This window comes from Streptococcus australis (assembly GCF_047463015.1).
In the GTDB taxonomy this organism is placed as follows: Bacteria; Bacillota; Bacilli; order Lactobacillales; family Streptococcaceae; genus Streptococcus; species Streptococcus australis_F.
The window spans coordinates 135,866-155,850 of sequence record NZ_JASHER010000001.1 but is presented as its reverse complement, the minus strand read 5'-3'; the positions used below and the strand labels follow the sequence as shown (position 1 = coordinate 155,850).

General features: G+C 43.4%; 17 protein-coding genes. 14 read left to right on the top strand and 3 right to left on the bottom strand.

The annotated features are described in order from the left end of the window. Positions 1-129: 129 nt before the first annotated feature. A complete protein-coding gene (gene queG / locus QM873_RS00750) occupies positions 130-1,269 on the bottom strand; it encodes a tRNA epoxyqueuosine(34) reductase QueG (RefSeq protein ID WP_343093845.1) in 1,140 nt (379 codons plus the stop codon). Between the two features lie 143 nt (positions 1,270-1,412). Here queG and manA point away from each other — a divergent pair, with 143 nt between their 5' ends. The 6 genes from manA to recG all read left to right on the top strand — a co-directional run bounded on the left by manA (position 1,413) and on the right by recG (position 9,812). Further along, positions 1,413-2,357, top strand: a complete 945-nt coding sequence (gene manA, locus QM873_RS00745; protein ID WP_195323642.1) for a mannose-6-phosphate isomerase, class I — start codon at positions 1,413-1,415, stop codon at positions 2,355-2,357. Positions 2,358-2,564: 207 nt separating this feature from the next. Further along, positions 2,565-5,084 (top strand): preprotein translocase subunit SecA, encoded by a 2,520-nt coding sequence (gene secA / locus QM873_RS00740; protein ID WP_023024235.1) that lies wholly within the window; start codon positions 2,565-2,567, stop codon positions 5,082-5,084. Between the two features lie 20 nt (positions 5,085-5,104). Beyond that, positions 5,105-6,136 (top strand): 3-deoxy-7-phosphoheptulonate synthase, encoded by a 1,032-nt coding sequence (locus QM873_RS00735; RefSeq protein WP_414278637.1) that lies wholly within the window; start codon positions 5,105-5,107, stop codon positions 6,134-6,136. 83 nt (positions 6,137-6,219) lie between these two features. Then, positions 6,220-6,582 carry a holo-ACP synthase gene (gene acpS / locus QM873_RS00730; protein WP_023024231.1) on the top strand — a complete coding sequence of 121 codons (363 nt, stop codon included), beginning with the start codon at positions 6,220-6,222 and terminating at the stop codon, positions 6,580-6,582. After that, entirely contained in the window at positions 6,572-7,699 is a 1,128-nt protein-coding gene (gene alr, locus QM873_RS00725; RefSeq protein WP_414278635.1) for an alanine racemase, read from the top strand. The genes acpS and alr overlap by 11 nt, the downstream gene beginning before the upstream one ends. Before the next feature lie 97 nt (positions 7,700-7,796). Next, a complete protein-coding gene (gene recG / locus QM873_RS00720; protein WP_342991876.1) occupies positions 7,797-9,812 on the top strand; it encodes an ATP-dependent DNA helicase RecG in 2,016 nt (671 codons plus the stop codon). Positions 9,813-10,171: 359 nt separating this feature from the next. Here recG and QM873_RS00715 read toward each other — a convergent pair whose 3' ends face one another. Continuing rightward, the gene (locus QM873_RS00715) at positions 10,172-11,134 is read right to left on the bottom strand and encodes an asparaginase (RefSeq protein WP_342991877.1); all 963 of its coding nucleotides are present in this window, start codon (positions 11,132-11,134) and stop codon (positions 10,172-10,174) included. Between the two features lie 64 nt (positions 11,135-11,198). On the opposite strand from QM873_RS00715, the gene QM873_RS00710 reads away from it, so the two are divergent. Then, positions 11,199-12,611: a Cof-type HAD-IIB family hydrolase gene (locus tag QM873_RS00710; protein ID WP_343093843.1), complete on the top strand. Its 1,413-nt coding sequence runs from the start codon at positions 11,199-11,201 to the stop codon at positions 12,609-12,611. Positions 12,612-12,652: 41 nt separating this feature from the next. On the opposite strand, the gene QM873_RS00705 is transcribed toward QM873_RS00710, so the two are convergent. After that, positions 12,653-13,105 (bottom strand): universal stress protein, encoded by a 453-nt coding sequence (locus QM873_RS00705; protein WP_048716469.1) that lies wholly within the window; start codon positions 13,103-13,105, stop codon positions 12,653-12,655. 213 nt (positions 13,106-13,318) lie between these two features. On the opposite strand from QM873_RS00705, the gene QM873_RS00700 reads away from it, so the two are divergent. The 7 genes from QM873_RS00700 to QM873_RS00670 all read left to right on the top strand — a co-directional run bounded on the left by QM873_RS00700 (position 13,319) and on the right by QM873_RS00670 (position 19,903). Next, on the top strand, positions 13,319-14,533 hold the full coding sequence (locus tag QM873_RS00700) for a pyridoxal phosphate-dependent aminotransferase (protein WP_023024219.1): 1,215 nt from the start codon (positions 13,319-13,321) through the stop codon (positions 14,531-14,533). Positions 14,534-14,717: 184 nt separating this feature from the next. Beyond that, the gene (codY, locus tag QM873_RS00695) at positions 14,718-15,506 is read left to right on the top strand and encodes a GTP-sensing pleiotropic transcriptional regulator CodY (protein ID WP_342991879.1); all 789 of its coding nucleotides are present in this window, start codon (positions 14,718-14,720) and stop codon (positions 15,504-15,506) included. Beyond that, a complete protein-coding gene (locus QM873_RS00690) occupies positions 15,506-16,075 on the top strand; it encodes a cysteine hydrolase family protein (protein ID WP_342991880.1) in 570 nt (189 codons plus the stop codon). Before codY ends, QM873_RS00690 begins: the two co-directional genes overlap by 1 nt. A gap of 136 nt (positions 16,076-16,211) precedes the next feature. Then, a complete protein-coding gene (gene gatC, locus QM873_RS00685) occupies positions 16,212-16,514 on the top strand; it encodes an Asp-tRNA(Asn)/Glu-tRNA(Gln) amidotransferase subunit GatC (protein ID WP_342991881.1) in 303 nt (100 codons plus the stop codon). Beyond that, on the top strand, positions 16,514-17,980 hold the full coding sequence (gene gatA / locus QM873_RS00680; RefSeq protein WP_129822422.1) for an Asp-tRNA(Asn)/Glu-tRNA(Gln) amidotransferase subunit GatA: 1,467 nt from the start codon (positions 16,514-16,516) through the stop codon (positions 17,978-17,980). The genes gatC and gatA overlap by 1 nt, the downstream gene beginning before the upstream one ends. After that, complete coding sequence (gatB, locus tag QM873_RS00675) at positions 17,980-19,422, top strand: Asp-tRNA(Asn)/Glu-tRNA(Gln) amidotransferase subunit GatB (RefSeq protein ID WP_154853633.1); 1,443 nt, start codon at positions 17,980-17,982, stop codon at positions 19,420-19,422. The genes gatA and gatB overlap by 1 nt, the downstream gene beginning before the upstream one ends. Before the next feature lie 100 nt (positions 19,423-19,522). Beyond that, on the top strand, positions 19,523-19,903 hold the full coding sequence (locus tag QM873_RS00670) for a hypothetical protein (protein ID WP_195348043.1): 381 nt from the start codon (positions 19,523-19,525) through the stop codon (positions 19,901-19,903). Positions 19,904-19,985 lie beyond the last annotated feature (82 nt).

The following is a 19,985-nucleotide window of genomic DNA, read 5'->3' as shown; positions in this document are numbered from 1 at the left end:
CGAGCAAGACGCAGTGGTTGAGTGGGCTCTACTAGGCTGATTTCATCAGCTTTTATAGCCCTACTCAACTGTGCGGAGGTGGGACGACGAAATCGAATTCTAACGAATGACCGATTTCTGTCCCACTCTCTATTTTTGTATCGTTATTTCATCTAGATAGAATTTTTGGAAAAACCGTTCGCGTTCTTCTATAATAGCAGGACTTGGGTTTTTGAGGGAAGTTAATAAATCAACCAAGTCAGGTGTGACTTCTCGAATCAGCTCCCCCAGAGACCAAATGGCTGTTGCAATATGAATCTGGTTTTGCGAAGTTTCGATAATTTCTAGAAGTTTAGGGATGGCAGACCGGTCATTAGCATTGGCCAAGGCAATGATGGCATTTCGCTGCAGGATATTTTTCCCCCGCCAACTACCAGCGACCATTCCGAATTTTTCTTTGAATTGACCATTGGATAGCTCGATAAAGGGGATTAATTCTGGGTGAGCTAGTTCAGGGTCAATGTCAGTAGCTAGTGGGTTATCCAGACCACGATTGTAGGGACAACAGATTTGACAGATATCACAGCCGTAGATGACCGTTTTAATCTTTTTACGGAATTCCATATCCATCATCCCCTTGTCTTGGGTCTGAAAGGACAGACAACGTCGGGCATTCATGGTGCCATCTCCAATTAAGCAAGATGTCGGGCAGGCTTCTACACAGCGGTCACAATCTCCACAACCATAGTCGACTGCTTGGTCGGGTTCAATTTCTAGGTTAGTGATAAGTTCTCCTAAAAACATATAAGAACCATATTCTTTTGAGATGACAAGGCCATTCTTGCCGATAAATCCAATGCCAGCCCGTTGAGCAACGGCAGTATCCACCAAGGCTCCGGTATCCACCATGCCCTTGTATTCGAAGTTAGCCGTCAATTCTTCAATCCCTTTAGCCAGGCGGTCCAACTTATCCTGTAGGACATAGTGATAGTCTATGCCCCAACTGTTGGGAGTGAATTTTCCGCGTTTATAGGCTGTCTTCTGAGGTTGTTGTTTTAACTTGTGAGGATATGCAACGGCAATGGAAATAATCGTTTTAGCAGAAGCTAAACTTAAGCGCGGCTGGATTCGTTCTTCGATATTTTTGTGCTCAAACCCTGAATTTCGGCCTTCCTCTACAGCTAGGCGGAGAGATTTTTCTAAATAGGAAAAATCATCTGCAGTGGTAAAACCGATTTTTGAAATACCGATGGAGTGAGCCAACTCGATAATGGATTCTTTGAGATTCATATACCTATTATAGCGAAAAGCCGGTAAAAATGCGAAAAACGTGCAAAAAATTAAAAAGGGGATGAAGGGCTTGGCAGGGCTTTCAAAAACGAATGAAATTTTGTATAATAAGGTATTGAATACAAGGATATATGGAGGCAGGTATGTCACAACCGTTATTTTTACAATCCGTCATGCAGGAAAAAATTTGGGGTGGAACTAGATTACGAGATGAGTTTGGCTATGAAATCCCGAGCGATCATGTTGGTGAATATTGGGCGATTTCGGCCCATCCACATGGTGTTTCTGTTGTTAAAAATGGGCCATTTGCTGGAATGGGGTTAGACCAACTTTATGCAGAGCATCGTGAATTATTTGGAGATCGAACAGAACCGGTCTTTCCTTTATTGACAAAGATTCTGGATGCCAATGACTGGCTCAGTGTTCAGGTTCATCCAGATGATGCCTATGGAATGGAGCATGAAGGAGAACTTGGGAAAACCGAATGCTGGTATATTATTGCTGCTGATGAAGGTGCGGAGATTATCTATGGTCACCACGCCCAGTCCAAGGAAGAATTACGTCAGATGATCGAAGCCAAAGAATGGGATGATCTTTTAGCACGGGTTCCTGTGAAAGCGGGAGATTTCTTCTATGTTCCAAGTGGAACCATGCATGCCATTGGTTCGGGTATCTTGATTTTGGAAACTCAGCAATCAAGCGACACGACGTATCGAGTTTACGACTTTGATCGCAAAGATGATCAAGGGAATTTACGTGAATTGCACATTGAACAGTCTATTGATGTACTGAACTTAGGTGCTCCGGCAAATAGCCGACCAGTTGAGGAAAAAGTTGACCACTTGTCATCGACTTTGTTAGTGGCCAATGACTTCTTTGGTGTTCACAAATGGGTCATCAATGGGGAAGTTCGATTTGAAAAGACCCATGATTATAGTTTGATGAGCGTTCTCTCAGGGCAAGGAAGTCTTCGGGTAGATGGGGTAGATTATCCGATTGGAAAAGGAGAACATTTTATCTTAACGAGTGATATCCAGAATTGGACCTTATCAGGAGAAGAGATGGAATTAATTGTCAGTCATCCATAAATGTAGGTAGAAGGTTGAGTCATCAAGTGCTCAGCCTTTTGTTGTTTTAAGGATTTTTCTAATAGATGAGCAAAAGGTGAAATGGATAAGGGAAAAAAGAGGGGGAAACCATCTTCTAATCAATGGAATTTCTTGATGGATAAGCTACAGTGTGCTATAATAAAAAGAACGTTTAAAATTTAAGAAATTTGAAAAGTAAGGATACTAATGGCTAATTTATTAAAAACAATTATCGAAAATGATAAAGGTGAATTAAGACGATTGGAAAAGATGGCAGACAAGGTCTTCTCCTATGAAGATCAAATGGCTGCCTTGTCAGATGATGAACTGAAGGCGAAAACAGAAGAGTTCAAACAACGCTACCAAGATGGTGAATCATTGGATGATCTCCTCTATGAAGCTTTCGCAGTAGTTCGTGAAGGTGCTAAGCGTGTCTTGGGCTTGTTCCCTTATAAAGTACAGGTCATGGGGGGGATTGTTCTTCACCATGGTGACGTTCCAGAAATGCGTACAGGGGAAGGGAAAACCTTGACTGCGACCATGCCGGTGTATTTGAATGCCCTATCTGGTAAAGGGGTTCACGTTGTTACGGTCAATGAATACCTGACAGAACGTGATGCGACAGAGATGGGTGAATTGTACTCATGGCTTGGTTTGTCAGTTGGGATCAACCTGGCTGCAAAATCACCTTCTGAAAAACAAGAAGCTTATGCTTGTGATATCACCTATTCAACCAACGCGGAAATCGGTTTCGACTACTTGCGTGATAACATGGTTGTTCGTGCCGAAAATATGGTACAACGTCCTTTGAACTATGCCTTGGTCGATGAGGTAGACTCGATCTTGATTGATGAAGCCCGTACTCCATTGATTGTTTCAGGTCAGACTTCTACAGAAACTAGCCAACTCTATCACATGGCGGATGCCTTTGTGAAATCTTTGGAAGAAGAAGACTATATCATTGATGTTCCTTCAAAAACGATTGGTTTGTCAGATTCTGGGATTGATAAGGCTGAAAGCTACTTTAAGCTTGAAAACTTGTATGACATCGAAAATGTTGCTTTAACGCATTACATTGACAATGCCCTCCGTGCCAACTATATCATGATTTTGGACATCGACTATGTGGTCAGTGAGGATCAAGAAATCTTGATCGTCGACCAATTTACAGGTCGGACCATGGAAGGACGTCGTTATTCAGACGGCTTGCACCAAGCGATTGAGGCTAAAGAAGGTGTACCAGTCCAAGAAGAAACCAAAACATCAGCTTCTATTACTTACCAAAACCTCTTCCGGATGTACAAAAAACTTTCAGGGATGACAGGTACTGGTAAGACAGAAGAAGAAGAATTCCGTGAAATTTACAACATTCGCGTCATTCCAATTCCAACAAACCGTCCGATTGCTCGTATCGACCATCCAGATCTTCTCTACCCAAGCTTGAAATCGAAGTTTAAGGCTGTAGTAGAAGATGTAAAAGCACGTTACGAAAAAGGGCAACCAGTCTTGGTGGGTACCGTTGCCGTTGAAACCAGTGACTATTTATCTCGTCTCTTGGTCGAAGCAGGAGTTCCCCACGAAGTTTTGAATGCGAAAAACCACTACAAAGAAGCTCAAATCATCATGAATGCGGGTCAACGTGGTGCCGTTACCATCGCGACTAACATGGCCGGACGTGGTACCGATATCAAGCTCGGTGAAGGAGTTCGTGAATTGGGCGGACTATGTGTCATTGGTACAGAGCGTCATGAAAGCCGTCGTATTGATAACCAGTTGCGTGGACGTTCTGGACGTCAAGGGGACCCAGGTGAATCTCAATTCTACCTTTCTCTTGAAGATGAGTTGATGCGTCGTTTCGGTTCAGAGCGCATCAAAGCCTTGCTAGACCGCTTCAAACTAAGCGAAGAAGAATCTGTCATCCGATCTAACATGTTTACACGTCAAGTTGAAGCAGCCCAAAAACGAGTGGAAGGGAACAACTATGACACTCGTAAGCAAGTCCTTCAGTATGATGACGTCATGCGGGAGCAACGCGAGATTATCTACTCTCAACGCTATGATGTGATTACAGCGGATCGTGATTTGGCTCCAGAAATCAAGGCCATGATCAAACGAACCATTAAACGGATCGTTGAAGGGGCAAGTCACTCAAGCAAGGAAGAACGTACGGAAGCTATCTTGAACTTTGCCAAATACAATTTGGTCCCTGAAGATACCATTTCAGAGAGCGATATTGAAGGCAAATCTGATAAAGATGTGATTGATTACTTATTCCAACGAGCTGAAGAGGTTTATGAAAACCAAGTAGCGAAATTACGCGATGAAGAAGCAGTTAGAGAATTCCAAAAGGTCTTGATCCTTCGTGTTGTGGATAGTAAATGGACAGATCACATCGATGCCTTAGACCAATTGCGTAATGCTGTCGGTCTCCGTGGCTATGCGCAAAACAATCCAGTGGTCGAATACCAATCTGAAGGATTCCGTATGTTCAACGATATGATTGGTTCTATCGAGTTTGATGTGACTCGTCTCATGATGAAAGCTCAAATTCACGAACAAGAGCGCCCACGTACAGAACATAGTATTTCAACGACAGCGACTCGTAACATTGCCGCTCAAAAAACTGATCTACCAGAAGATCTTGATTTGAGTCAAATCAAACGCAATGACATTTGTCCATGTGGATCTGGTAAGAAATTTAAAAACTGCCACGGTAAAAAACTCTAATCGTTTGAAAGGATCTGCCTATGTCTTTTACAGTTACTAGCCCAATCATTGATGAATCAGCTGTGACCTCTCTTTATCGCTTAGAAGGTGAACAGTTGGCCCGCAAAGAAGCGCGTGACCGTGAACTAGCCTCTATTTTAAAGGGAGAAGACAAGCGTATCTTGCTTGTGATGGGACCATGTTCATCAGATAATGAGGAAGCAGTGATGGAGTATGCTCGTCGCCTTGCAACCCTTCAAGAAGAAGTCAAAGATCGGGTCTTCATTGTGATGCGGGTCTATACTGCCAAGCCTCGGACCAATGGAGATGGCTATAAAGGCTTGATGCATCAGCCGGATACTGCTTCAGAACCAAGTTTTGTAGCTGGTTTAAAGGCAGTTCGTCGCCTGCATCATCGAGTGATTACCGAAACCGGATTGACAACAGCAGACGAACTTTTGTATCCAGAGACATACCCATTTGTTGAAGATTTACTTTCCTATGTTGCTATTGGGGCCCGTTCTGTAGAAGATCAAGGTCATCGATTTGTAGCAAGTGGAATTTCAGTCCCAACTGGATTGAAAAATCCGACATCTGGAAATTTGTCTGTCATGTTTAATGCGATTTATGCCGCACAGCATGGGCATCATTTCTTCTATAATGGTCGTTCTGTGGAGACAAGTGGAAATCCATTCGGACACGCTATTCTGCGTGGAGCTTTAGACGCGAATGGGAAAAACATTCCAAACTACCACTATGAAGATTTGCTAGAAGCTGCTCATCGTTACCAAGCCTTGGGCTTGCAACATCCATTTATCTTGGTTGATACCAATCATGATAATTCTGGGAAAAAATTTGCTGAACAGATTCGCATTGTCAGAGAGACCCTTAGTAATCGAAGCTGGAATCCAATTATCCATGATGTGGTTCGTGGATTTATGATTGAATCTTATCTGGAGGACGGTCGTCAAGATCAACCAGAAGTATTTGGTCAATCAATCACAGACCCATGCTTGGGTTGGGAAAAGACAGAAAGCTTAGTACGAGAAATATATCAGTATGTAGCTGAATAAGAGGAGAGGGCTGGAGAAAACATTCTCAGCCCTTTCCTTCTTAAATGGAGTTGCGGATAGAGAATTATCAAAGAGGAAAAGATATGATTGTTGGACATGGGATAGATATCGAATCCATCCAATCCATTGAAGAAGCCTACCAGAGACATCCCAGATTTGCGTCCAAGGTATTAACAGAGACAGAACGAGAACGATTCGATCAATTATCCGGGAAACGGAAAATGGAATACCTGGCCGGACGATGGTCTGCAAAAGAAGCCTTTTCCAAGGCTTGGGGAACAGGAATTGGTCCAGTAGGATTTCAGGATCTGGAAATTCTAACCAATCAAAAAGGAGCTCCCTATTTTTCAAAAGCCCCTTTTAGTGGAAAGATTTGGGTTTCAATCAGTCACTCAGGCGATTTAGTTTCGACCAGTGTCATTTTGGAGGAAAGAAATGAAAGCTAGTATACATAGACCAACGCGAGCATATGTGGATGTAGAGGCTATTGCCTATAATGTTCAACAAATACAGGCCCATATTCCGAAAGAGACCTTGACCTTTGCGGTTGTCAAGGCCAATGCATACGGTCATGGGGTTCAGCCAGTGGTAGAACGCTTATTGCCAATGGTAGATGCTTTTTGTGTCTCCAACCTAGACGAAGCCATAGAAGTACGCCAAGTAGCTGGTGAAAAGCCGATTTTAATTTTGGGAGTTGCTCCAATAGATTTCATAGAGATTGCCATCAAAGAAGGAATTCGTTATACAGTGGCTAGTCTCGAGTGGTTGAAAGCATTGTTGGCTGAAAAGTCTGATTTGACTGGGTTGAAGGTTCATATTAAAGTGGATTCAGGAATGGGACGAATTGGTTTTCGTTCGGCAGAAGACTTGCAGGAAGCTATGATCTTATTAAGAGACCATGGAGCAGAAGTGGAAGGGATCTTTACTCATTTTGCTACAGCTGATGAGAAAGATGACCGGCATTTCCAAGGCCAATTGCAACGATTTAAGAGCTTGTTGGAACTCTTGCCCTATACTCCGAAAATCGTTCATGCCAGCAATTCAGCAACGACTTTATGGCATGCTGATACCATTTTTAATGCTGTCCGACTGGGCGATGTCATGTATGGGCTCAATCCAAGTGGAAGAGAGTTAGAGTTTCCCTATAGCATCCGTCCTGCTTTGAGTCTGGAAACAGAATTGGTTCATATCAAATCACTAGAAGTGGGTCAGACTGTTGGTTATGGAGCGACCTATCAGACTAGTGAGGAAGAGTGGATTGGGACCATTCCGATTGGCTATGCAGATGGCTGGACCAGAGATATGCAAGGTTTTCATGTCCTTGTTGATGGGCAATTCTGCCCGATTGTCGGTCGCGTATCCATGGACCAAATCACCATTCGCCTACCGAAGGCCTACCCGATTGGGACTAAGGTAGTATTGATCGGAAGAGATGGTGATCTAGCTATAACGACAACGGATGTAGCAGTCTATCGAGGCACCATCAACTATGAGGTTGTTTGTGTCCTGAGCGATCGCGTACCAAGAGTTTATCGTCCAACAAAGGAAGACAGTGGGAAGTAAGTTGTTTGTCTTTTGCCAGCTTCCTTTTATAAAAAGTTCGAGATGAAAGAGGTTGATGACGGAGGTCCCAGCCTCCTTTCTTATCTAGGAGGAAAGAATGAACTTACACCAACCACTTTCTGTCCTGCCAGGAATTGGACCGAAATCAGCAGAAAAATACAAGAAATTGGGAATCGAAACGGTTGAGGACCTCTTGCTCTACTTCCCATTTCGGTATGAAGATTTTAAATCAAAAAATGTTTTAGATCTGGAAGATGGAGAAAAAGCAGTTGTTTCTGGAATTGTTGCCACTCCAGCCAATGTCCAGTATTATGGTTACAAGCGTAACCGTCTTCGCTTTACTATTAAACAAGGAGAGCTGGTCCTAGCGGTTAGCTTCTTTAACCAGCCCTATCTAGCGGACAAGATTGAACTAGGGCAAACGGTGGCTGTCTTTGGTAAGTGGGACAAGGCCAAGGGAGCCTTGACAGGGATGAAGCTGTTAGTCCAAGTCGAAGACGACCTTCAACCAGTCTACCGCTTGTCTCAGGGGGTGAGCCAGTCTGCTCTAGTAAAGGTCATCAAAACGGCTTTTGAAGCTGGCTTGGACCAACTATTGGAAGAAAATCTCCCCCAAATCTTAATGGACAAGTACCACTTGCTTTCTCGCAGACAAGCAGTCAGAGCCATGCATTTTCCCAAGGATCTTGAGGAGTACAAGCAGGCCCTGAGACGCGTAAAATTTGAAGAACTGCTCTTTTTCCAATTGCAACTGCAGGTCTTGAAGGAAGAAAATCGTTCCGTTGGACAGGGAATCGTGCTGGATTGGGATGAGAAGAAGTTAAAAGCTCTTCAAGCTAAACTTCCATTTAGGTTAACAGAAGCCCAGGAGCGAAGTCTGAACGAAATTCTAGCAGATATGCGCTCTCCTTACCACATGAATCGCCTCTTGCAAGGAGATGTCGGAAGCGGGAAGACCGTTGTGGCTGGGTTGGCCATGTATGCTGCTGTGACAGCTGGCAAGCAAGCGGCCTTGATGGTCCCAACTGAAATCTTAGCTGAGCAACATTTACAAAGTTTGACCTCTCTCTTTCCTAGTCTTAGAATTCTTCTTTTAACAGGCAGTCTAAAAGCTGCGGAGAGAAGAGAACGCTTGGAATTGATTCAGACAGGGCAAGTGGACCTTATTGTGGGAACCCATGCCTTGATTCAGGAGGGGGTTCATTTTCATGATCTCGGATTGGTCATTATTGATGAGCAGCACCGTTTCGGTGTAGCCCAAAGACGGATCCTGCGTGAAAAGGGCCAAAATCCGGATGTCTTGATGATGACAGCGACCCCAATTCCCCGGACTCTAGCAATCACTGCTTTTGGAGATATGGATGTTTCGATTATCGACCAAATGCCAGCAGGTCGAAAAGAGATTATCACCCGCTGGGTCAAGCACCAACAGTTAAATTTAGTCTTGGATTGGCTGGTCAAAGAAATCCAAAAAGGTTCCCAAGCCTACGTTATTTCACCCTTGATTGAAGAATCTGAAGCCTTGGACCTCAAAAATGCTATTGCCTTAGAGGAAGAATTGATTGCATACTTCGGAGACCGAGCCCGTATTGCTCTCCTTCATGGTAAGATGAAGGGGGAAGAAAAAGAGGCCATTATGCAGGCCTTTAAGCAGGGAGGAATTGACTTACTAGTTTCTACAACTGTAATCGAGGTCGGCGTCAATGTTCCCAATGCTACCGTCATGATTATCATGGATGCAGACCGCTTTGGTTTGAGCCAATTGCACCAGTTGAGAGGTCGGGTAGGGCGTGGTGATAAGCAGTCTTACGCAGTATTAGTTGCCAATCCCAAAACAGAATCTGGTAAGCGTCGGATGAAAATCATGACCGAAACCACCAATGGGTTTGTCTTGGCAGAAGAAGACCTCAAGCTACGAGGCTCTGGGGAAATCTTTGGAACGCGTCAATCAGGTATACCAGAATTTCAAGTAGCCAACCTCATTGAAGATTATCCGATTTTAGAGGAAGCGCGAAAGGTAGCTGTTCAAGTGGTGACAACTCCTAATTGGCGTGAACACTCAGACTGGCACTGTCTGTCTCTGCATTTGGAACAGAAAGAACACCTGGATTAAGAAGGAATAAGAAAGAAGCTGGGACAAAAGTCCTAGCCTCTCAATTGTCTTTGGATTGTCGAGCAAGACGCAGTGGTTGAGTGGGCTCTACTACGCTGATTTCATCAGCTTTTATAGCCCTACTCAACTGTGCGGAGGTGGGACGACGAAATCGAATTCTAACGAATTACCGATTTCTGTCCCACTCTCTTTTTATCTTATTTTAAGTTTGTGGACCTATAATCGTAAAAAATAGAAAAGAGGTCTTAGCTATGCGAACCATGTTAAAATTCATCTTGTCAATCATTATCTCAGTCCATCAGAGCTATTTTTAAATACAAAAGGCGGATGTATCCATCATCGTGCCTTCTATCTATATTTTAACCTTCTATATAGTCTCTCAATTCATCGCCTTTTAATCCGGCATTGAGAGCAATCAATAGTTTCAGCCGGGCCTTAGCTGCATTGAGCTCTTTGACAAAGAAGATGCCGTGCTCGTGAAGTTTGACTCCGCCCCCATCGTAAGCATAGACAGGTTCCGCAATTCCATTGAAGCAACGGGAAACCAAGGCAATAGGAAGGTCAGCCTCTTGAAATTCAAAGAGTTTCTCAGCTACTTCCTTAGGAAGATTTCCAGCTCCAAAGGCTTCAATGATCAAACCATCCATTTGTTGGACATCTAGTAGGTCAAGGAGTTCTGTTTTCATGCCAGCATAGGCTGAAATGATGGGGACAACTCCCTTGATTTCTTGCAAATCAAAACGCACACGGGGTTCAGCTGTTTTGAAGAAAAGAACTTCTTTTTTCATGACCAAGCCTAGAGGGCCATGTGTGGGAGTCTGGAAGGTGCTGACATTGGTGGTATGTGTTTTGGTCACGTACTTGGCTGCATGGACTTCATCATTCATCACGACCAAGACACCCTTGTCTTGTGATTTGGGATCTGCTGCTACTCGGATGGCGGTCAGATAGTTATAGACGCCGTCGCTTCCTAATTCATTGGAGCTTCTCATGGCTCCTGTTAAGACTACTGAAATAGTTGGCAAGTTCATGGTATCTAAGAAGTAGGCTGTTTCTTCAAGAGTATCGGTACCATGGGTAATGACAATCCCATCATAGTGGGAAGCCTCTTTCTGAATCTTATGATAGAGTTGTAACATGTGCTGAGGAGTTACATGAGGGCTGGGTAAATTTAAAAAATCTTCTGAAGTAAGCTCAACCCCTGCCAGTGACAGATCAATATGGTTCATGGGGTTGGATGAATTGGTCACGACAGCTCCAGAGTCATCCGCCTGCATGGAGATGGTCCCTCCTGTATGAAGGGCCAAAATTTTCTTAATCATGTGTGTCTCCTTGGAATGTGTGTTATAATTTATTGTATCATAAAACGGAAAGAAAGCAGTCATCATGGAAATAAAAGCGGTCTTTTTTGACATTGACGGAACCTTGGTCAATGATAGTCGAATGGTCTTGAAGTCAACTGAAAAAGCCATTCGCGCCTTAAAGGAACAAGGAATTTTTGTTGGTTTGGCAACAGGGCGAGGACCCTTCTTTGTCCGTCCTTTTATCGAGCGCTATGACTTTGATTTTGCGGTCACCTATAATGGTCAGTATATTTTTACCAAGGACAAGGTCTTATCTGCTTCTCCAATTGATAAGAAGAATCTGCATGACTTGATTGACTACGCAAAAAAACATCGCATTGAGATCGCCTTAGGAACAGAAGATGGAGTTGAAGGCTCTCGCATTATGAGTTTTGGTCTGAGTCCGATTTCTCTATGGTCTGCACGGTTTGTACCAAAAGGCTTTTCGAAGGCAGTTAGTCAGGGCTTCAACAAGGTGGTTAGCAAGGCTGTCCCTCAGGATCAAAAGCAACTGCAACAAATTGCCCAAGGACCGGTTTATCAGGTTCTCTTATTAGCTAGTCCTAAAGACACTCAAAAAGTTGAGCAAGCTTTTCCTGAATTAAAATTTACTCGTTCCAGCCCCTTTGCGGCGGACGTTATCAATCCAGACAACTCAAAATTGGAAGGGATTCGGATCGTAGGAGAAGAATTTGGATTTTCAATGGACCAGGTGATGGCCTTTGGAGATTCAGATAATGACTTGGAAATGCTCTCGGGTGTTGGCTTATCGATTGCGATGGGCAATGGAACCAGCAGGGTCAAAGAAGTAGCTCAGCATACGACGACCAGTAATACCAAAGACGGGATCCAAAAAGCGCTGGAACATTTTGGCATTATCACGGATCAGTCACTGTTTGTTAGTCGTGACGATCACTTTAATAAGGTCAAAGCCTTCCATCAACTCATGGATGGTCAAACTCAGGAAGAACCAAAGGCCTGGGACAATCAAGAGGCTCTTTACCGAACCATGTTTAAGCAGGAGGAATTGGTTGAATTTATTCGAGCAGCGAGTAAGGATGAAACAACCTTTGATCGTTCAATCGAAAGCTTGCATCAAGCCCTAGATGAGGCAGCCAATAAAGTTCGTAGCAAGCATCCAGCTGAGATCTCCATGGTGGGGCAGGTCGATGCTTTGATTGATAACTTGTATCTGACTTATGGTAGTTTTGTTCTAATGGGGGTCGATCCTGAAGAAGTCTTTGAGATTGTACACCGCGCAAACATGGGGAAGATTTTCCCAGATGAAAAGGCTCACTTTGATGAAGTCACGCATAAAATTTTAAAACCGAACGACTGGGAAGAAAAGTATGCACCTGAGCCAGCCATTCAAAAAGAGTTGGAACGGCAAATCAAAGCTTATCAAAAACACTGCTCTGAAAAAACAGCAGAATCGGAAGAAAATAAAAAGGTGTGAGGAAATTCGTTTTCCTTCACACCTTTTGGTTTTTATAAAGTTTATAAGGTCTTTTCTGTCTCACGAACCACTAACAAATCGACTTTGGCATGGCGGAGGATGTATTCAGATGAAGATCCGACTAGTAAACGTTCAAAAGCATTGAGACCAGTTGCCCCAACCATGATGAGATCAACTCCTTCTTCTTCTGGTATATCAGTCGCTAAGAGGACTTTTGGATTCCCCATTTCAATCACCGAAGCAATGTTTTGGACTCCGGCTTCTTTTGCACGTTTGATATACCCTTCTAATAGTTCATTAGCTTCTGTTTGGAATCCTTCATACACCTCGGCATCAAAACTAGAGACACTTTGTAAGGCACGTGTATCAACGACATGAGCAAGGGTAAGTTTAGATCCGTTTCGCAACGCAACATTGACCCCTTTCTCAAAAGCAAGTTCAGCTTCGCGAGATCCATCAACTGCAACCATGATGTTTTCGTATTTTTGAGACATGTTCCGTCCTCCTTTACTGCTTGAAAACGTGAAAATGAAATGGATGAGCCCATTTATGTTACCTATAATTATATTTTAAACTTTTTAGCATAGAAAGTAAAGGTCAAATAAGCTATCTATAGGATTTCATCTAGAATGAAAGAGGTTGCTCAGTTGTACTCAAGATTAACTAGTGGTATAATGGAAGCAGTTTGATAAAGTGAGGAAAAAATCATGAAAGAATACAATAAGTCCGTCAAGCTAGAGCACGTTGCTTACGATATTCGTGGTCCAGTATTAGAAGAAGCGATGCGCATGCGGGCAAACGGGGAGAAAATCCTTCGCTTAAATACAGGAAATCCGGCTGAATTTGGGTTCACGGCTCCCGACGAAGTCATTCATGATTTGATTATGAATGCTCGGGATAGTGAAGGGTATTCGGATTCAAAAGGAATTTTTTCTGCCCGTAAGGCCATTATGCAATATAGCCAATTGAAAAAGATTCCGAATGTTGAGATTGATGATATCTATATCGGAAATGGTGTCAGTGAGTTGATTGTGATGTCCATGCAAGGCTTGCTGGATAATGGTGATGAAGTCCTTGTGCCAATGCCAGACTATCCTCTTTGGACAGCAGCGGTCAGCCTAGCAGGTGGAAATGCAGTACATTATGTCTGTGATGAAGAGGCTGAGTGGTACCCTGATATTGATGATATCAAGTCAAAAATTACTTCAAACACCAAGGCTATCGTCGTGATTAACCCAAATAACCCGACCGGAGCTCTCTATCCAGATGAGATTTTGTTGGAAATTGTCGAAATTGCTCGTCAACATGGCTTGATTATCTTTGCAGATGAAATTTATGATCGCTTGGTCATGGATGGTGCCAAACACACAGCCATTGCTAGTCTCGCGCCAGATTTGTTCTGTGTCAGCATGAACGGTTTGTCCAAATCACACCGCATCGCGGGCTTCCGTGTGGGCTGGATGGTCTTGTCTGGACCAAAACACCATGTGAAGGGCTATATCGAAGGGCTCAATATGCTCTCCAATATGCGTCTGTGTTCAAACGTCTTGGCCCAACAAGTGGTTCAGACTTCTTTGGGAGGCTACCAGTCAGTGGACGAACTCTTGCTCCCAGGTGGTCGAATCTACGAGCAACGGAACTTTATCTACAAGGCCATCAACGATATCCCAGGGCTTTCAGCTGTCAAACCAAAAGCTGGTCTTTATATCTTCCCTAAGATTGATCGTGAAATGTACCGAGTAGATGATGATGAGCAGTTTGTCTTGAATTTCTTAAAACAAGAAAAGGTTCTCTTGGTTCACGGACGTGGATTCAACTGGAAAGAGCCGGATCATTTCCGGATTGTTTACCTTCCTCGAGTAGAAGAATTGGCTCAAATTCAAGAGAAGATGACTCGTTTCTTAAAACAATACAAACGATAAGTGTAAGAGAAATCGCTATTAGGCGCTTTCTTTTTTTGAATGAATCCAGCGAATATTTTGTTACATAAGGATAATTATTCTGAATTGAATAGAATTGTAGAAAAAATAAATAATTTTCAGATAATTTGATTGAAATTCCCTCGCTTATATGATATACTTTAGCTGACTATATGCGAGGTTTATTATGGCTAAATTATTAGAAAAAACGAGAAAAATTACATCTATCTTGAAGCGTTCTGAAGAACAGTTGCAAGACGAAATGCCTTACAATGCAATTGCCCGTCAACTGGCTGATATCATTCATTGTAATGCTTGTATTATTAATAGCAAGGGGACACTCCTTGGTTATTTCATGCGTTACAAGACTAATAATGACCGGGTTGAGGCTTTTTTTGACAATAAAAAATTACCAGAAGATTATGCTAAAGCAGCTAGTTTAGTCTATGATACAGAGGCAAATTTAGATGTGGACCACGATTTAAGTATCTTTCCAGTAGAGACCAAGTCTGAATTTCCTGATGGCTTGACGACCATTGCTCCTATTCATGTATCTGGGATTCGCTTGGGATCTTTGATTATCTGGCGCAATGATAAGGAATTTGCGGATGATGATTTGATTTTGGTTGAGATTGCTAGTACCGTAGTTGGGATTCAAATGTTGAACTTCCAACGAGAGGAAGATGAGAAAAATATTCGTCGCCGGACTGCGGTCAATATGGCTGTCAATACCTTGTCCTATTCAGAATTGCGGGCAGTTTCCGCTATCCTTAGTGAATTGAAGGGAAATGAAGGGCAGTTAACTGCTTCCGTGATTGCGGATCGGATTGGTATTACCCGCTCTGTGATTGTCAATGCGCTGCGGAAACTGGAGTCAGCCGGTATTATTGAAAGCCGCTCTCTTGGGATGAAGGGAACCTACCTCAAAGTCTTGATCCCAGATATTTTTGAAGAAATAAAGAAAAGAGATTACTAATGACTAAAGCGTTAATTTCGATTGACTACACCGTTGATTTTGTAGCAGATGAAGGTAAGCTAACGGCAGGAGCTCCTGCACAAGCTATTTCTGAGAGCATTGCCCAGGTGACCCAGTTAGCCTTTGACCAAGGGGCCTATGTCTTTTTTGCGATTGATGCTCATGATGTAGACGATCCCTTTCATCCAGAAAGCAAGCTCTTCCCACCTCATAATATCATTGGGACTAGTGGACGGGATTTGTATGGTCCCTTAGCTGATTTTTATCGGGAACACAAAGCGGATCCACGTGTTTTTTGGATGGACAAGCGTCATTATTCTGCTTTTTCAGGAACTGACTTGGATATCCGCCTCCGGGAACGTGGCGTAGATACAGTTGTTTTGACGGGAGTCTTAACGGACATTTGTGTCCTCCATACAGCAGTAGATGCCTATAATCTGGGCTATCAGATCGAAGTGGTCGCGCCTGCAGTGGCGTCGCTCACTCCTGAAAATCACCAGTTTGCTTTAAATCATTTCAAACATGTTTTGGGAGCAAAAGTGGTGAATGAACAATTAGAAGAATTGTAAGATTAGAGTTCGAGGAGAATGGCCTAATGCCTAACCTTCCTCGGACTCTATTTTCTTGCCAAACTACCGCATAAATACTAAAAATATGGTAAAATAGAGGGTATTGAAAAATCATCATTTCACGAAAGGAAGCAAGATGAAAATTACGCAAGAAGAGGTAACCCACGTTGCCAATCTTTCAAAATTGAAATTCTCTCCAGAAGAGACAGCTGAGTTTGCGACAACCTTGTCTAAAATTGTCGACATGGTGGAATTGTTGGAAGAAGTGAACACAACCGGTGTGGCTCCAACAACAACCATGGCGGATCGCAAGACCGTATTGCGTCCGGATGTTGCTGAAAAAGGGACGGACCGTGACCGTTTGTTTAAAAATGTACCTGAAAAAGATAATTACTACATCAAGGTACCAGCTATCCTAGAAGATGGAGGAGATGCCTAATGTCATTCAACCATAAAACCATTGAAGAGTTGCACGACCTCCTTGTCTCTAAGGAAATTTCAGCAACCGAATTGACCCAAGCGACGCTTGATGATATCAAGGCGCGTGAAGAAGCAATCAATGCCTTTGTAACGGTGGCCGAAGAAGCTGCCCTTGCACAAGCCAAGGCTATTGATGAAAAAGGAATCGATGCAGACAACCTCCTATCAGGGATTCCGCTCGCGGTCAAAGACAATATCTCAACAGATGGTATCTTGACGACTGCGGCATCAAAAATGCTCTATAACTACGAGCCAATCTTTGATGCGACAGCTGTTGCCAATGCCAAAGCTAAAGATATGATTGTCATCGGGAAGACCAACATGGATGAATTTGCCATGGGGGGATCTGGTGAAACTTCTTACTATGGACCAACCAAGAATGCTTGGGACCACTGCAAGGTTCCTGGTGGATCATCTAGTGGTTCTGCTGTAGCTGTGGCTTCAGGGCAAGTCCGTCTGTCCCTTGGTTCAGATACCGGGGGTTCTATCCGCCAACCGGCTGCCTTTAATGGGATTGTTGGTCTCAAGCCATCCTATGGAACGGTTTCCCGCTTTGGTCTCATTGCCTTTGGTAGTTCATTGGATCAAATTGGTCCTTTTGCACCAACCGTTAAGGAAAATGCCCTCTTGCTCAATGTCATTACCAGTGAAGATGTCAAAGATTCAACTTCAGCGCCCGTCCGCGTAGCAGATTATACTTCTAAGATCGGTCAAGATATCAAAGGCATGAAGATTGCCCTTCCTAAGGAATACCTTGGCGAAGGAATTGACCCAGAAGTCAAAGAAACCATTCTTAATGCGGCCAAACACTTTGAAAAATTGGGAGCAACTGTCGAAGAAGTCAGCTTGCCTCATTCTAAATACGGGGTTGCTGTCTACTACATCATCGCTTCATCGGAAGCCTCTTCAAACTTGCAACGTTTCGATGGCATTCGGTATGGTTTCCGTGCGGAAGATGCCAAGAATTTGGATGATATTTATGTCAACACTCGCAGTCAAGGATTTGGTGATGAAGTGAAACGCCGGATCATGCTGGGTACCTTTAGTTTGTCATCTGGTTACTACGATGCATACTACAAGAAAGCTGGTCAAGTCCGTACCCTCATTATCCAAGACTTCGAAAAAGTCTTTGCGGATTACGACCTTATCCTTGGTCCAACCGCTCCAAGTGTAGCCTTTGATTTGGATTCGCTCAACCATGACCCGGTTGCCATGTACTTGGCGGACTTGTTGACCATTCCAGTCAACTTGGCAGGTCTTCCAGGAATTTCGATTCCTGCAGGTTTTGCGCAAGGTCTTCCAGTTGGTTTGCAGTTGATTGGTCCCAAGTATTCTGAAGAAACCATCTACCAAGCTGCAGCTGCCTTTGAAGCAACGACGGATTACCACAAGCAACAACCCCTTATTTTCGGAGGTGACAATTAATGAACTTTGAAACAGTCATCGGACTTGAAGTCCACGTTGAATTGAATACAAACTCAAAAATTTTCTCACCAACCTCTGCCCACTTTGGGAACGAGCAAAATGCCAATACCAATGTGATCGACTGGTCTTTCCCAGGGGTGCTTCCTGTCTTGAACAAGGGTGTTGTGGATGCTGGTATCAAGGCTGCTTTGGCGCTGAATATGGATATCCATCAGCATATGCACTTTGACCGTAAGAACTACTTCTACCCTGATAATCCAAAGGCCTACCAAATTTCGCAATTTGACGAGCCGATCGGTTATAACGGTTGGATTGAAGTACAATTAGAAGACGGCTCAACTAAGAAAATCGGGATTGAACGGGCCCACTTGGAAGAAGATGCCGGTAAGAACACCCACGGAACAGACGGCTTCTCTTATGTAGACCTTAACCGTCAAGGGGTGCCATTGATCGAAATCGTTTCTGAAGCAGATATGCGTTCTCCAGAAGAAGCCTACGCTTATTTGACAGCTTTGAAAGAAGTCATCCAATACACAGGTATTTCAGACGTCAAGATGGAAGAAGGATCGATGCGGGTCGATGCCAACATTTCCCTTCGCCCATACGGTCAAGAGGAATTTGGTACCAAGACGGAGTTGAAAAACTTGAACTCTTTCTCAAACGTCCGTAAAGGTCTTGAATACGAAGTTGAGCGTCAAGCGAAAATCTTGCGTTCAGGTGGTGTCATTCGCCAAGAAACACGTCGTTATGATGAAGCTAACAAGAGCACGATTCTTATGCGTGTCAAAGAAGGAGCAGCGGATTACCGTTACTTCCCAGAACCAGACCTACCATTGTTTGAAATCTCAGATGAGTGGATCGAGGAAATGCGTACGGAGTTGCCAGAGTTTCCAAAAGACCGTCGTTCTCGCTACGTGGCAGAGCTTGGCTTGTCTGACTATGATGCTAACCAATTGACAGCGACGAAAGTCACTTCTGACTTCTTTGAAGCAGCCGTAGCCCTTGGTGGCGATGCCAAACAAGTGTCTAACTGGCTCCAAGGGGAAGTGGCACAATTCTTGAATGCAGAAGGCAAAACGCTGGAAGAAATCCAATTGACACCAGAAAATTTGGTCGAAATGATTGCTATCATCGAAGATGGAACCATTTCTTCTAAGATTGCCAAGAAAGTCTTTGTTCACTTGGCGAAAAACGGTGGTGGCGCACGTGAATACGTTGAAAAAGCTGGTTTGGTACAGATTTCAGATCCTGAAGTCTTGATCCCAATCATCCACCAAGTCTTTGCAGACAATGAAGCAGCCGTAGCTGACTTCAAGTCAGGGAAGCGGAATGCGGACAAGGCCTTCACCGGCTTCCTCATGAAAGCAACTAAAGGCCAAGCCAACCCACAAGTAGCCCTTAAGTTACTTGCCCAAGAATTGGCGAAGTTGAAAGAAGAGTAATAGAGAAAAAAACCAGCCGAGAGGTTGGTTTTTACTATCCATAAAATTGTGTTAGAATAGGAAAGATCATTACATATCAACTGGCATTAGGAGGAGTTACATGAACAAATTTTTAAGAGTCTTATTTGTCCTGGTTATCATCGCCATGTCTGGAGCGATTGTCTTCCAGTTGTTCTTTCCATCTTATATGGGAAGTCATTCGGGATATGGTGTTTCTATCGGTTGGCAACGGGAGATTGGGATTTGGAATGTGGCAGTTCTTGTGATTCTCATTGCTGTTAATCTCAAATATGATTGGTTTTATCTTCGTACGGTTTTATTGGCCTTGATCATTGGTGGGCTTGGGATTGGGACCAATCATTTATTTGCTTATCTCAACTATCATTTGCCAGTAAATGCTATTGGAGCTTTTGAAAATTATCTTCTTGTTCTGGGATGGATTGTCGGTTGGAAATTAGAGTCATCTCGGGCCGATAATTAAGATATTAACCGTCTGTTTCTTCTTGACAAAGTTTGTGAAAGGGTTTACAATATGGTTGTCGGGTTTCCTGAAAGGGAATTGC

Excerpts from the sequence above, each read along its gene's own strand:
- queG (WP_343093845.1), bottom strand. The coding sequence starts at position 1,269 with ATGAATCTCAAAGAATCCATTATCGAGTTGGCTCACTCCATCGGTATT.
- manA (WP_195323642.1), top strand. The coding sequence starts at position 1,413 with ATGTCACAACCGTTATTTTTACAATCCGTCATGCAGGAAAAAATTTGG.
- secA (WP_023024235.1), top strand. The coding sequence starts at position 2,565 with ATGGCTAATTTATTAAAAACAATTATCGAAAATGATAAAGGTGAATTA.
- QM873_RS00735 (WP_414278637.1), top strand. The coding sequence starts at position 5,105 with ATGTCTTTTACAGTTACTAGCCCAATCATTGATGAATCAGCTGTGACC.
- acpS (WP_023024231.1), top strand. The coding sequence starts at position 6,220 with ATGATTGTTGGACATGGGATAGATATCGAATCCATCCAATCCATTGAA.
- alr (WP_414278635.1), top strand. The coding sequence starts at position 6,572 with ATGAAAGCTAGTATACATAGACCAACGCGAGCATATGTGGATGTAGAG.
- recG (WP_342991876.1), top strand. The coding sequence starts at position 7,797 with ATGAACTTACACCAACCACTTTCTGTCCTGCCAGGAATTGGACCGAAA.
- QM873_RS00715 (WP_342991877.1), bottom strand. The coding sequence starts at position 11,134 with ATGATTAAGAAAATTTTGGCCCTTCATACAGGAGGGACCATCTCCATG.
- QM873_RS00710 (WP_343093843.1), top strand. The coding sequence starts at position 11,199 with ATGGAAATAAAAGCGGTCTTTTTTGACATTGACGGAACCTTGGTCAAT.
- QM873_RS00705 (WP_048716469.1), bottom strand. The coding sequence starts at position 13,105 with ATGTCTCAAAAATACGAAAACATCATGGTTGCAGTTGATGGATCTCGC.
- QM873_RS00700 (WP_023024219.1), top strand. The coding sequence starts at position 13,319 with ATGAAAGAATACAATAAGTCCGTCAAGCTAGAGCACGTTGCTTACGAT.
- codY (WP_342991879.1), top strand. The coding sequence starts at position 14,718 with ATGGCTAAATTATTAGAAAAAACGAGAAAAATTACATCTATCTTGAAG.
- QM873_RS00690 (WP_342991880.1), top strand. The coding sequence starts at position 15,506 with ATGACTAAAGCGTTAATTTCGATTGACTACACCGTTGATTTTGTAGCA.
- gatC (WP_342991881.1), top strand. The coding sequence starts at position 16,212 with ATGAAAATTACGCAAGAAGAGGTAACCCACGTTGCCAATCTTTCAAAA.
- gatA (WP_129822422.1), top strand. The coding sequence starts at position 16,514 with ATGTCATTCAACCATAAAACCATTGAAGAGTTGCACGACCTCCTTGTC.
- gatB (WP_154853633.1), top strand. The coding sequence starts at position 17,980 with ATGAACTTTGAAACAGTCATCGGACTTGAAGTCCACGTTGAATTGAAT.
- QM873_RS00670 (WP_195348043.1), top strand. The coding sequence starts at position 19,523 with ATGAACAAATTTTTAAGAGTCTTATTTGTCCTGGTTATCATCGCCATG.